Genomic DNA, 12828 nt, shown 5'->3' with positions numbered 1-12828 from the left:
AACTCTGCCACGGCCCGGTTTTCGAAGCCGGGTGAAGAGATCCCGCACCACAGTGTGCCGCTGCGTTGCAGCGAACTCGGGTCGTGAACTCGCGGTGTGGCGGTCCGGCGCGCGCTACGAAGGCGTCTCTCTCTTAGAAGCCTGATTCAAGAACTCGAAGACTTCGCGCGCGGGATGAGGCTGGTTCGCCGTTCGCGGCGCCCCGGGCTCGGGTGGTGCTCCGAGTGCCTCTACGTCCGCAATGAGTTCCATCACGGTTTGGTAGCGCCGATCAGTTCGCGAATCGATACATTTCTGCACGACGCGCTCCACGTCGTCATCGCTGGTTCGTCCGACGTTCTTCCGCCCGGTGAAGATGTACAGCAACACGAACCCAGCGGCGAAGATGTCGTGGACCGCAGCGAAGTCCTTGAACGAGCCCAACGATGGGTCGAGCTTGGTCCCCTTCAACTCAGTCTCCGTCACGGTGAACTCGGACCCCTTGCGCTTGGCGAGCCCGAAGTCGGACAGCTTGACGAGAACCGCGGAACCGCCGAAGGTGCGCAAGAGAACGTTTCGGGTGCTCAGGTCGCGGTGATAGTGGCCCTTCGAGTGGATGAAGTTGAGGCCGTAGAGAAACTGAAGCGCGATCCGCTTACGCGTCGTGAAGCCGAAGGCGGGCTGATTGTTATGACGCGCAACGTACTGCTCTAGAGACACATCGCAGTGCTCCATGGTGTAGGACCAGTCAGCTTCCCGGAACTGATAGACCTCCAGGACGTAGGGGAACTGAAGTTCCTTCATCAACTCAAACTCGCGTCTGAATCTCTCCTTCTCGCGGTCGTCGGCGCTGGGCTTCAACTTCTTGCGTGCGAGCGTGAGTCCGTAGTTGGGGTCCGTGAACCGATGTACGACAGCGAAAGCTCCTTCCCCGATTGGGGTGAGCTTCACGGTGTGCGCGTCGGACAGCGTGATCGCTCGATCCCCCAGGCTGAACACGGGAGCATAACTTTCAACCTCGACGGGAGTGAATCCCTCTGGGATCGGGCTGCCACCGCTGTCTGAGAGCCAGGCCGGAGCATTCTCGATCACTCGCCGGTACTCGGCATTCATCACTAGCTCATGCCCGGCCTTGCTGAGTACCGTTCGTGCTTCGTTGAGTCTGTCGATGAGATAGAGCAGATTCCGCGAGTTGTCGGCGTTGAAGTGGCCGCTCGTGCCATTGCGCGCCTTGTAGTTCATCCACTTAAACTCCGAGTCAAGACCGGAGTGAATGAACGCGAAGGCGCGAGGAGCGACCTGCTCGTGTCGGTACAGATCTAAGTAGGTCGAGTCGATGTCGACCTCATAGAACGTGCGCTCGAAACGCTCCACCCTCTCCTGCTCCATGGTTCTCATGGCCTCAGGCTACCGATGAGTGCCCAATGCCTGCCGGGGCTTCAGGTCGCCAACTGTGAACGCCCCGGAGACTCCAGGCTTCGCGCCTAAAGCACCGCACTCGCCGCCTCTGCGAGGGCTGAGCGTCGCTGCCATGCCCGCTGGCGCACAAGGCCCCTCATCCGCGCGACCTCAACCGGGTCGCTCGACGCGAGCGCGGCCTCTGTCGTTGCCAGCAATTTCGCTTCCTGCTCCGCAGCGGCACCCGACGCCTTTGCGATCTGGATCATCAGCTCAACGTCATGCCGGAGCGCGTACTCGAACTCCCGATTCCGAACAGCTCGTTCTTGACGTTTCCGGACAGCGTCCGGATCGCGCTCTGCGTTCTCCCGGGCGATGAGCTCGTCTAGGTTCTCGTTGTGGGCCGTCACGAGATCATCTCTGCCATCTTCTGGACCAAGGCACGGTCACGCTCGCGGGAGGTGTGCTGATATCGCAACGCCGTCCTCATGTCGCTGTGACCTCCCCTCTCCATGAGGTCCCGGACGGTCGCACCGGTCTGCCCGTAGACGGTCAAGCTGAGGTGCCTGAGATCGTGAAGGGTGAAGTCCTCCAATCCTCTGGACTCTCGAATGCTCTGAAAGGTCTTGCGGGCTCGGTCATAGCCCAGCCGCCTTCCACGGGAGTGCACGAAGACAGGCTCGTCCAGCGCCCGTCTGGAGCCATCCAGGTGCCGCTGGAGAGCTTCTGCGGCCTGCGGGACGATGGCGAGCTGGCGGACCTGATCGGGGTGTGCTTTGGTGCCTTCCACCCTCTCGGAGCGGACCATGTGATGAGCCACCCTGATTTCCGAGTGCTGGAGGTCAATGTCTTCCACGTTGAGCGCCAGGGCTTCACCGATCCTGCAACCGGAGGCGAAGAGGACCCAGAGGAGTGCACGCTCCTGGTCGGTCGCCGCGGCGTCGTGAAGGATGTGGAAGTGGTTCTTGTCCCACGTAGGGCGGCGCTTGGACTTCGATGCGCTTACGCCCTCCACCAGGCACGGGTTGCGGTCGATCTCTTCTTGCCGCACGGCACGGGCCATCACCAAGCTGAGGACGCTATATCGCTGCGCGTTGGACGGCGAGCCCGCGGGCAACACCTCATTGAACCATCGGTCCACGTCGCGGCTTCGGATGTCCCTGAGCTTCATATTGCCGAAGGTGGGAACGACCCATTTTCGGAGCATCCCCTGATAGTTGCGCCACGTCGCGTCGGCCACTGTCCGCTTCCGATCCAGGAGGGTCCGCTCAGCAAACGTGACGAAGAGTTCACCTCCGCGCGCTCGATCCTCGATCACCCTGGGGACGCGGTGCTGACTCAACTCCAGCTTCGCCTGGGCGAGGGCCAGGTCTCGCTCCTCGACGGTCGCGTAGTAGCCAAGCTCCAGTCGGGTCTGCGTCGCGGGGTCCCAGAGCCGTGCGCGATGCTTGTTGGTGGTCATATTGGCTGCTCTCCTGTCGGTCGTCCTGGGCGTGCTACGCCGGACGGAGAGTCCTCGTACAGTTTTGAACCGGATTTCGACCCACCTCGTCTTGACCCACCTGCCCGACTCGCCAACTCCCGACTGAGATGTAGGCCGAAGCGGTGCAGCGTGCGATAATGACCTGTGATGCGATGAACGGCGTTGCCGCGACACGCGTCGAGCAGACTTCGGGGCCCATGCCCCACGCGACCAGAGCCATGAGCCGGTCGCAAGCCGATTGAGTTCGCGGCACCCGCGGGTGCCGCATGAGATTTCACGGGACACCCGGTGCCCCGTGCCAGGGAGCACGCCAGAGATGGCCGATGAGAACAATGACAACAACGCCCCCGCCCTCGACGCCCCGGCTGATGCCGCGGAGGCGCTGACGGCCCCCACTGACGCCGCTCCCGAGGCGGTTGTTGCTGCGGCAGACGCCCCGCAGGACGCGGACGAGCGGGCGGCGGAGGCTGCGGCCGACGAGCGCGACGCGGCGAACGCGGCTGCCGACGACGCCGCTGCCGCCGCGGACGACGCCGAGGCGGCTGCCGTCGAGGACGCCGCTGCCGCTGACGATGCCGCAGACCAGGCGGGCGATGCCGCAGACCAGACGGAGGACTCCGCGAGGGAGGACTCCGTGACGGAGGACGCGCCCGCGGTCGCGGACGAGCCCGTGGTCGAGGAGCCGGCCGCCGCCGCGTCGTCGTCTCCGGCTCCGGCTCCGGCCGAGCCCGAGAAGCCCGCCGAGACCGAGAAGCCCGCGGCCGTGACCGCCGTCTCCCTCGGCCTGCTGCCCGAGGTGTTCGTCTCGCAGGTCTCGACCCAGCTCCACTTCTACGCCCCCGAGATCGTTCCGCTTCCGGCCCGCCCCGGACGCGACGACCGTGCGCCGGAGCGCGACCAGGACGAGTCCGGTCCGGGACGCCGTGGTCGCCGTCGCCGTGGCGGTTCCGAGGGTGACGAGCAGCGCGAAGAGCCGCGCCAGCGCCAGCGGGTCGTCGAGTACATCACCGAGCCGAAGGCCATCAAGGGCTCCACCCGCCTCGAGGCGAAGAAGCAGCGCCGTCGTGACGGTCGCGACGCCGGCCGCCGCCGCCCGGTCGTGACCGAGGCCGAGTTCCTCGCCCGCCGCGAGTCCGTCGACCGCAAGATGGTCGTGCGCTCCAAGAACGGCCGTACGCAGATCGGCGTGCTGGAGGACGGCGTGCTCGTGGAGCACTACGTCGCCCGCAACCAGGACGCCTCGCTGATCGGCAACGTGTACCTCGGTCGCGTGCAGAACGTGCTCCCCAGCATGGAGGCCGCGTTCGTCGACATCGGTCGCGGCCGCAACGCCGTGCTCTACTCGGGCGAGGTGGACTGGGACGGCGTCGAGACCGGCAACCAGCCCCGTCGCATCGAACTGGCGCTGAAGCCCGGCGATCGTGTGCTCGTCCAGGTCACCAAGGACCCGGTGGGTCACAAGGGTGCGCGCCTCACGAGCCAGATCTCGCTGCCCGGCCGCTACCTCGTGTACGTGCCCGGTGGTTCGATGAACGGCATCAGCCGCAAGCTCCCCGACAACGAGCGCGCGCGCCTCAAGCGCATCCTCAAGGAGGTGCTGCCGGAGTCGTCCGGCGTGATCGTTCGCACGGCCGCGGAGGGCGCGACGGAGGAGCAGCTGACGCGCGACGTGCAGCGGCTCACCTCGCAGTGGGAGCACATCCAGAAGCAGGTCGAGAACCAGCAGGCGCCGGCGCTCCTGCACGCCGAGCCCGACCTGCTCGTCAAGATCGTCCGCGACGTCTTCAACGAGGACTTCACCAAGATGCTCATCCAGGGCGAGGACTCGCAGCGCACGATCCGTGCGTACCTGGAGAGCGTCGCCCCCGACCTGCTGGAGCGCGTCGAGGCCTACGAGGACGACGTCGACCCGTTCGACGCGTTCCGCATCACGGAGCAGATCGAGAAGGCGCTGGACCGCAAGGTTTGGCTGCCGTCCGGGGGTTCGCTCGTCATCGACCGCACCGAGGCGATGACGGTGGTCGACGTCAACACCGGCAAGTTCGTCGGCTCCGGGGGCAACCTCGAGGAGACCGTCACGAAGAACAACCTCGAGGCCGCAGAGGAGATCGTCCGTCAGCTGCGTCTGCGCGACATCGGCGGCATCATCGTCGTGGACTTCATCGACATGGTCCTGGAGTCCAACCGTGACCTCGTGCTGCGGCGCCTGATCGAGTGCCTGAGCCGCGACCGGACGAAGCACCAGGTGGCGGAGGTCACCTCGCTCGGTCTCGTGCAGATGACCCGCAAGAAGCTCGGACTCGGCCTGCTGGAGACCTTCAGTGAGGCGTGCGAGGTGTGCGCGGGGCGCGGAGTGATCGTGCACCACGACCCCGTCGTGAAGCACCGCTCCAGCGGCAACGGCAACGGCAACGGCGGGAACGGGAACGGCGGCCGCCGTCAGCGCGGCGGCAACGGTAACGGCAACGGCAACGGCGGTGGGGGCACCCACACCGCGCCCGCTGCGCCGCCCGTGACGCACAGCATCACCGAGGGTGCGAAGTCGGCGCTCGCGCAGATCGCCGCGTCCACGATCGTGCCGTCGGGCGAGCCGGCGGCGGAGGCCCCGGCCGCGGAGTCCGCACCCGCGTCCGCTGCAGAGCGGCCGAAGAAGGCGCGCAAGAAGCGCGGGGACCGCAAGGCCCCGAAGACCCCCACCGAGGAGCTGCTGGACTCGGTGCTGGACGCGCTGCCGGAGCCGAAGGCACCAGGGCAGGGCCGGGGTCGGCGACGGGTCACCACGGCCGCTCTCGCCGGCACCCCGGTGTCGGTGGGGTCGGAGGCGTCAGTGCCGCCGGTCGCGCCCGCGGACCCGGAGGCCTGAGGCGATCAGGCGGCGCACGAGCTCCTTGCCGGAGACGTGCTGCGCGCCGCCGGCGATGAGCCGGGGGAGGGCATCTTCCGGCACGTCGTAATGGTCGAGGTCGAAGGCCCGGGCGGGGATGCCGTGGGCGCGAGCGAACGCGTGCAGCTCGTCGAGGTTGTCGTCGCTGACCAGGTGCGCCCACAGGCGTCCGTGGGCGGGCCAGCGGGGGTCGTCGACGAGAACGGTCACCCCGTCAGCCTACGACCGGGCCCGTGATCGGGCTCACTTTGCGAGGTCGTCCGGCATCCGGTAAAGTAGTCCCTTGGTGCGCATGCCGCGTCGTCCTCGACGGCCGAAGCGGAGAGTCTTGCATTCGCGCCCGTCGTACCAGCGACGCATGCAAGCAACAGTCTTCCCGTGAGATTCTCGGAGCCGCGTGCTCCCCAACGAAACAGGTATGAAGTGGTTTACGCAGTAGTGCGCGCCGGTGGCCGGCAGGAGAAGGTCGAGGTCGGCACCATCGTTCAGCTCGACCGTGTTCAGGCTGCCCAGGGCGACAAGATCCAGCTTCCCGCTGTGCTTCTCGTCGACGGCTCCACGGTGACCACCGACGCCGACGCGCTGGCGAAGGTCACCGTCACGGCTGAGGTCGTCGGCAACCTCCGAGGCCCGAAGATCGTCATCCAGAAGTACAAGAACAAGACCGGCTACAAGAAGCGTCAGGGCCACCGCCAGGAGCTCACGCGCGTCAAGATCACCGGCATCAAGTAAGACCGAGGAGACCAGGACATGGCACACAAAAAGGGCGCAAGCTCCACCCGTAACGGTCGTGACTCCAACGCACAGCGCCTCGGCGTGAAGCGCTTCGGCGGTCAGCAGGTCCTCGCCGGCGAGATCATCGTCCGTCAGCGCGGCACGCACTTCCACCCCGGCGCCAACGTCGGCCGTGGTGGCGACGACACGCTTTTCGCTCTGGCCGCCGGTGCGGTCGAGTTCGGCGCGAAGGGCGGCCGCAAGGTCGTCAACATCGTCGCTGCTGCTGAGTGATCACAGCACCACGCTAGACATCCGGTTCGGGGCGGGCTTCGGCTCGCCCCGTCCGCGTATCTGCCGTCAGGCAGCCAACCGAAGGACTCGTACATGGTCACGTTCGTCGACACCGTCACGCTGCACCTGCGTGCAGGCAAGGGCGGCAACGGCTGCGTCTCCGTGCACCGCGAGAAGTTCAAGCCCCTCGGCGGCCCCGACGGCGGCAACGGCGGTGACGGCGGCGACATCGTCCTGGTCGCCGACCCGCAGACCGGCACCCTGCTGTCCTACCACCACTCGCCGCACCGCTCGTCGGGCAACGGCGGACCCGGAATGGGTGATCACCGGTCGGGCTTCGACGGCGAGACCCTCGAGCTCCCCGTTCCGGTCGGCACCGTCGTCAAGAATCCGAACGGCGACGTGCTCATCGACATGATCGAGCCGGGCGAGCGCTTCGTCGTCGCCGCGGGCGGTCAGGGCGGACTCGGCAACGCGGCGCTGGCGACGCCGAAGCGCAAGGCCCCCGGGTTCGCGCTCCTCGGCACGCCGGGATTCGAGGGCGACGTCGTCCTGGAGCTCAAGACCGTCGCGGACGTGGCCCTCGTCGGCTACCCCTCGGCCGGCAAGTCGAGCCTCATCGGCGCGATCTCCGCCGCGCGACCCAAGATCGCCGACTACCCCTTCACGACGCTGCACCCGAACCTCGGAGTCGTCCAGGTCGAGGACTTCCGCTATACCGTCGCCGACGTCCCCGGGCTCATCGAGGGCGCGAGCGAGGGCCGGGGTCTCGGCCTCGAGTTCCTGCGGCACGTGGAGCGCTGCTCCGCCCTGCTGCACGTGCTCGACTGCGCGACGCTGGAGCCCAACCGCGACCCCATCTCCGACCTCGACGTGATCCTCGCCGAGCTCGGCGCATACGAGGTACCGGAGGGCCAGACTCCGCTGCTGGAGCGCCCGCAGTTCGTCGCACTGAACAAGGTCGACGTCCCGGAGGCCCGCGATCTCGCCGACCTCGTGCGTCCCGATCTCGAGGCCCGCGGATTCCGCGTCTTCGAGATCTCCACGGTCTCGCACGAAGGCCTGCGTCCGCTCACCCTCGCCCTCGGCGAGCTGGTGGACAAGCACCGCCGGGAGACCGTCGTGGAGGCGCCGCGCGAACGTGTCGTCATCCGCCCGAAGGGCTCCGTCAAGCCGTTCACCATCCGCGTGGAGGGCGGCACGTACGGCAACGTCTACCGCATCCTCGGAGAAAAGCCCGTCCGCTGGGTCCAGCAGACGGACTTCCAGAACGAGGAGGCGGTGGGCTACCTCGCCGATCGTCTGGAGAAGCTCGGCGTCGAGGACGAGCTGTTCCGCCTCGGTGCCGTGCAGGGCTCGACCGTCGTCATCGGCGAGGGCGACAGCATCGTCTTCGACTGGGAGCCGACCATGAGCTCGGCGGCCGAGCTGATGACCGCCCCGCGCGGAACCGACCCCCGCCTCGCGCCGAACGCCCGGCGGACCACGTCGGAGCGTCGCGAGAAGTACTACGAGCGCATGGACGCCAAGGCGCAGGCGCGGGCGGAGCTGGAGGCCGAGCGGCTCGCCACGTACCGTGAGGACGAGGCGTGACCGCACGCACGCGCGCCGATCTCGCGACGGCGACGCGGATCGTCGTCAAGGTGGGGTCGTCGTCCATCAGCGGCGAGTCCTCGTGGCGCATCCCGGTGATCGTCGAGGCGCTGGCGGCCGCGCACGCCCGCGGAGCCGAGGTGGTGCTCGTGTCGTCGGGAGCGATCGCATCCGGGATCCCGTTCCTGCGCCTGGATGCCCGCCCGACCGACCTGGCGACCCAGCAGGCGGCGGCCGCGGTGGGCCAGAACATCCTCGTCTACCGCTACCAGGAGGCTCTGCGGCCCTTCGACATCGTCGCCGGCCAGGTGCTGCTGACGACAGGCGACCTGGAGAATCCGACTTCGCGCTCCAACGCGCGCCGGGCGATGGAGCGCCTCCTCGGGCTGCGGACGCTGCCGATCGTGAACGAGAACGACACGGTGGCCACCCAGGAGATCCGGTTCGGCGACAACGACCGGCTCGGTGCCCTCGTGGCGCAGCTCATCGAAGCCGACGCGCTCGTCCTCCTCAGCGACATCGAGTCGCTGTACACCCGTCCGCCGAGCGATCCCGGCGCCGAGCCCATCGACGTCGTCGCGCCGGATGAGGATCTGTCCGGACTGGAGTTCGGGGCGAGCGTCGTGAACGGCGTCGGCACCGGGGGAGCGGCCACCAAGGTCTCCGCCGCCCGGCTGGCTGCCGCCTCCGGGATCGGGGTGCTGGTGACGAGCGCGGACCTCGTCGATCAGGCGCTCTCCGGTGCGGACATCGGGACCTGGTTCGAGCCCGCCACCTCCTAGACTGGGCGGATGACCGACCTCACCCCTCAGACGCGCCTGGAGCGGGCCAAGGAGGCCTCGCGGGCGACCGCCGGCCTCACGAGTGATGACAAGGCCCGTGCTCTCGAAGCCATCGCCGTCGCCCTCGAGGCGCACGCACCGCGCATCATCGAGGCGAACGAGCGCGATGTGGCGCGGGGGCGCGAGGAGGGCATCGGCGAGTCGCTGATCGACCGCCTCCGTCTCGACGAGAAGCGCGTCGCGGCCCTCGCCGCGGCGGTCCGCGACGTGGCGGCGCTGCCGGATCCGGTGGGGCGTGTGGTCGGCGGGCATCGCATGCCCAACGGCGTCGCGCTCGAGCAGGTCCGGGTCCCGTTCGGCGTCGTCGGAGCGATCTACGAGGCCCGTCCCAACGTCACGGTCGACATCGCGGCTCTTGCGCTCCGCTCCGGCAATGCGGTCGTCCTGCGCGGCGGCAGTGCCGCGCGCGAGTCCAACACGGTCCTCGTCGACGTCATGCGGGGCGCCCTCGATGATGCCGGCGTGACGCCGGAGACGATCCAGACGGTCGACGACTTCGGTCGCGACGGGGCGAAGGCGCTCATGCACGGCCGCGGCTTCGTCGACGTGCTGGTCCCGCGCGGCAGCGCCGGGCTCATCGAGACGGTCGTGACCGAGTCGACCGTTCCCGTCATCGAGACGGGCGCCGGCAACGTGCACATCCTGCTCGACGAGAGCGCCCCCGACGACTGGGCCTGCGACATCGTGGTGAACGCCAAGGTGCAGCGGCCGAGCGTGTGCAATGCGGTCGAGACCGTGCTCGTGCACCGTCAGGCCGCGCCGCGCCTGATCCCGCTCGTCGCGAGCGCGCTCATGAGCGAAGGGGTGGCGATCCACGGCGACGACGTCGTCGCGGGCCTCGTCGCCAACGTCATCCCGGCCACCGAGGAGGACTGGTCGACCGAGTACCTGAGCCTCGACGTGGCGATGAAGGTCGTCGACAGCCTCGACGACGCCCTCGACCACATCCGGCGTTACAGCACGGGGCACACGGAATCGATCGTCACCACGGACACCCGCAATGCGGAGCGCTTCCTGGCGGAGGTGGACTCGGCCGTCGTGATGGCGAACGCCTCCACGCGCTTCACGGACGGCGCCGAGTTCGGCTTCGGTGCCGAGGTCGGCATCTCCACCCAGAAGCTGCACACGCGGGGCCCCATGGGTCTCTCCGAGCTGACCAGTACGAAGTGGCTCGCGCGTGGGGCAGGTCAGACGCGCGGGTGAGGGCTAGACTGGGGGACGCTGTATCCCCACAGGACCCCCGAGACAGCACGCCACGAACGGAGTCAGGATGAACCTCGTCGCACAGATCGCGATGGCCGCCGCAGAGACCGAGCACCACGGCAACGTCGCGCTCGACACCCTGATCTTCGGAGTCATCGCCGCGATCGTGTTCGCCGCGCTCGGGATCGTGACGCTGTCGTACAAGAACGTCGCCAACCGCCACTCGGCGAAGGCGGAGGCCTGGGCGGCGAAGCACGGCAAGGACCACGAGGCGGGACACGGCCACTAGGCCCTCATGAGCACCGCGACCACGCGCGCACCGCGCATCGGCGTGATGGGCGGCACCTTCGATCCGATCCACCACGGCCACCTGGTCGCCGCCAGCGAGGTCGCGCATTCCTTCGATCTCGACGAGGTGGTGTTCGTCCCGACCGGTCGTCCGTGGCAGAAGGCCGACGTGACGCCCAGCGAGCACCGCTACCTGATGACCGTCATCGCGACCGCCTCCAACCCGCAGTTCACCGTGAGCCGGGTGGACATCGATCGCGCGGGCCCCACGTACACGATCGACACGCTGCGCGATCTGAAGGCCCAGCGGCCGGATGCGGAGCTGTTCTTCATCAGTGGCGCCGACGCCGTGGCGCAAATTCTCAGTTGGAGAGACCATGATGAACTGTGGGAACTCGCCCACTTCGTCGCAGTCTCCCGCCCAGGGCACGTCCTGAGCATCGACGGCCTCCCGAGCGACGACGTCAGCCAGCTCGAGGTGCCGGCGCTGTCGATCTCGTCGACGGATTGTCGTGAGCGCGTCCGTGACGATCAACCGGTCTGGTACCTCGTCCCCGACGGGGTCGTCCAGTACATCGCGAAGCATCATCTGTATCGGAGCAAGGCATGAGCACATCGGATCAGCGAGGTCCGCTGACGCGGAAGCAGCTGCGGGAGATCCGGTTGACGGGATCGACCCCGATCATCAGTGAAGAAGAGGCGAAGGCCGCGGCGGATGCCGCTGCGGAGGCGGCGCCTCCCTCCCCGCCGGTGCCCCGTGCGGCCGAGCCGGTGGTCATCCCTCCGGCACCCGTCGCGGATGCGCCTCTCGAGCCGGGCGCCGCGCCGCTGACGCGCCGTCAGGCCCGTGCGCAGGAGAGGATCAAGACCGCGTCGGTGCCCGTCGACGGGGGCGAGGAGCACGCCGCGTCCGACGCGCCGCGCACGGACACGGCCGATGAGACGTCGAGCGCCGATGAGATCGCGGCGGAGCCCGCCGCCGTCGAAGACCCCGCCGACATCGTCTCCGGAATCCCCGACTTCACGACGCCGCCGGCGTCGGAGGACGACGACGACGAGGTCGATGACGAGGTCGCCGCGGAGCCCGTGCCCGCCGCTCACGTCACCGACACCGTCGGAGACGTGCCGCTCGGCGACGACGCGGAGCGCCCGGAGGTCGCGGAGGAGCCGTCCGCGAACGCCGACACCGAGGACTCCGTGGTCGAGGACCTCCTCACGGAGGACGACGAGGACGACGAGGACGACGTCGACGAGGACGAGCGCCCCACGGTGAGCCCGGCCTTCGGCCGCGGCGTACTGCAGGAGGACACTCCTGCGGAGCCCGAGCCCTTCCGACCCTCGTTCGACGAGCTGCTCACCTCGAACGACTCCGGGGGCGCGCAGCACTCGGCCCCGAACGCCCTGATCTTCACCCCGTCGCCCGGCGAAGGATCGCTGTCCGGTCCGGTCGCATCCACGGGCGAGATCCTCGTCACCGGCTCCTACGAGCTGCCGAAGGGGCTGGGCTCGCAGGGCCACGCCCACGGCACCACCGACGGCAAAGAGGTCGACGCCGTCCTCATCGACGGCGAGCTGCCCCCGGCGTCGTCGCCCACACCCATCGCCGCCAGCTCCGCGGTCAGCACCATCAAGCCCGCCGGCGAGGTGATCCGGCCGCCGGCGCCCGAGAAGGGCAACCGTCTCATGCTGATCGCCGCGATCATCGCCGGTGCGCTGGCTCTCGGTCTGGGCACGGCGCTGGTCCTCGCCATCACAGGGAATGTCTTCTGATGCAATCACCCGAAACTGCCGAAGAGATGCTCCGCATCGCCGCCGAAGCCGCCGTGGCCAAGGGCGGTGAGGACCTCGTGGCCCTCAACGTCTCCGAGCCGCTCCCACTCGTCGACATCTTCCTCCTCGTCACGGGGAACAGCGAGCGGAACGTCGCCGCGATCGCCGACGAGATCGAAGACCGCCTCGTCGAATCGGGGCACAAGCGTGTGCGTCGCGAGGGCCGCGCCGAGGCGCGGTGGGTGCTGCTCGACTTCGGTGACCTCATCGTCCACGTCTTCCACCAGGAGGAGCGGGTCTACTACGGGCTCGAGCGCCTGTGGAAGGACTGCCCGGTGATCCCGCTCGAGGTCGCCGAGACCTCCGCCGACCCGCGCTGA

The 12828-nt window shown here is 68.2% G+C and carries 14 protein-coding genes; 10 read left to right on the top strand and 4 right to left on the bottom strand.

The window, feature by feature from the left end; all coding sequences use genetic code 11:
- Nucleotides 1–114: 114 nt before the first annotated feature.
- From KAF39_RS13645 to KAF39_RS13635, 3 genes are all read right to left on the bottom strand, one after another.
- Complete coding sequence (locus tag KAF39_RS13645) at nucleotides 115–1377, bottom strand: protein kinase (RefSeq protein ID WP_210677733.1); 1263 nt, start codon at nucleotides 1375–1377, stop codon at nucleotides 115–117.
- Between the two features lie 86 nt (nucleotides 1378–1463).
- Nucleotides 1464–1787: a hypothetical protein gene (locus KAF39_RS13640; protein WP_210677732.1), complete on the bottom strand. Its 324-nt coding sequence runs from the start codon at nucleotides 1785–1787 to the stop codon at nucleotides 1464–1466.
- Nucleotides 1784–2839: a site-specific integrase gene (locus KAF39_RS13635; RefSeq protein WP_210677731.1), complete on the bottom strand. Its 1056-nt coding sequence runs from the start codon at nucleotides 2837–2839 to the stop codon at nucleotides 1784–1786. The genes KAF39_RS13640 and KAF39_RS13635 overlap by 4 nt, the downstream gene beginning before the upstream one ends.
- 337 nt (nucleotides 2840–3176) lie before the next feature.
- Between KAF39_RS13635 and KAF39_RS13630 the strand changes: the two genes are divergently transcribed.
- Complete coding sequence (locus tag KAF39_RS13630) at nucleotides 3177–5723, top strand: Rne/Rng family ribonuclease (RefSeq protein WP_210677730.1); 2547 nt, start codon at nucleotides 3177–3179, stop codon at nucleotides 5721–5723.
- Here KAF39_RS13630 and KAF39_RS13625 read toward each other — a convergent pair.
- Entirely contained in the window at nucleotides 5685–5954 is a 270-nt protein-coding gene (locus tag KAF39_RS13625) for a DUF4031 domain-containing protein (RefSeq protein WP_210677729.1), read from the bottom strand. The genes KAF39_RS13630 and KAF39_RS13625 overlap by 39 nt on opposite strands.
- Before the next feature lie 213 nt (nucleotides 5955–6167).
- Here KAF39_RS13625 and rplU point away from each other — a divergent pair, with 213 nt between their 5' ends.
- The 9 genes from rplU to rsfS all read left to right on the top strand — a co-directional run bounded on the left by rplU (nucleotide 6168) and on the right by rsfS (nucleotide 12828).
- Nucleotides 6168–6476, top strand: coding sequence for a 50S ribosomal protein L21 (rplU, locus tag KAF39_RS13620; protein WP_025104973.1), 309 nt, complete (start codon nucleotides 6168–6170; stop codon nucleotides 6474–6476).
- 18 nt (nucleotides 6477–6494) lie between these two features.
- Nucleotides 6495–6752, top strand: a complete 258-nt coding sequence (rpmA, locus tag KAF39_RS13615) for a 50S ribosomal protein L27 (RefSeq protein WP_025104972.1) — start codon at nucleotides 6495–6497, stop codon at nucleotides 6750–6752.
- Between the two features lie 93 nt (nucleotides 6753–6845).
- Nucleotides 6846–8345, top strand: a complete 1500-nt coding sequence (obgE, locus tag KAF39_RS13610; RefSeq protein ID WP_210677728.1) for a GTPase ObgE — start codon at nucleotides 6846–6848, stop codon at nucleotides 8343–8345.
- Complete coding sequence (gene proB / locus KAF39_RS13605; protein WP_210677727.1) at nucleotides 8342–9127, top strand: glutamate 5-kinase; 786 nt, start codon at nucleotides 8342–8344, stop codon at nucleotides 9125–9127. Before obgE ends, proB begins: the two co-directional genes overlap by 4 nt.
- A gap of 9 nt (nucleotides 9128–9136) precedes the next feature.
- On the top strand, nucleotides 9137–10390 hold the full coding sequence (locus tag KAF39_RS13600) for a glutamate-5-semialdehyde dehydrogenase (protein ID WP_210677726.1): 1254 nt from the start codon (nucleotides 9137–9139) through the stop codon (nucleotides 10388–10390).
- A gap of 67 nt (nucleotides 10391–10457) precedes the next feature.
- A complete protein-coding gene (locus KAF39_RS13595; RefSeq protein ID WP_025104968.1) occupies nucleotides 10458–10679 on the top strand; it encodes a hypothetical protein in 222 nt (73 codons plus the stop codon).
- A 6-nt stretch (nucleotides 10680–10685) separates the two neighbouring features.
- Nucleotides 10686–11288 (top strand): nicotinate-nucleotide adenylyltransferase, encoded by a 603-nt coding sequence (gene nadD / locus KAF39_RS13590; RefSeq protein WP_029989831.1) that lies wholly within the window; start codon nucleotides 10686–10688, stop codon nucleotides 11286–11288.
- Nucleotides 11285–12448 (top strand): hypothetical protein, encoded by a 1164-nt coding sequence (locus tag KAF39_RS13585; protein ID WP_210677725.1) that lies wholly within the window; start codon nucleotides 11285–11287, stop codon nucleotides 12446–12448. The genes nadD and KAF39_RS13585 overlap by 4 nt, the downstream gene beginning before the upstream one ends.
- Entirely contained in the window at nucleotides 12448–12828 is a 381-nt protein-coding gene (gene rsfS / locus KAF39_RS13580; protein WP_210677724.1) for a ribosome silencing factor, read from the top strand. The genes KAF39_RS13585 and rsfS overlap by 1 nt, the downstream gene beginning before the upstream one ends.

This window comes from Microbacterium sp. BLY (genome assembly GCF_017939615.1).
Taxonomy (GTDB): domain Bacteria; phylum Actinomycetota; class Actinomycetes; order Actinomycetales; family Microbacteriaceae; genus Microbacterium.
Note: the sequence above shows the minus strand (reverse complement) of the source record. Positions and strands in the feature narration are given on the sequence as shown.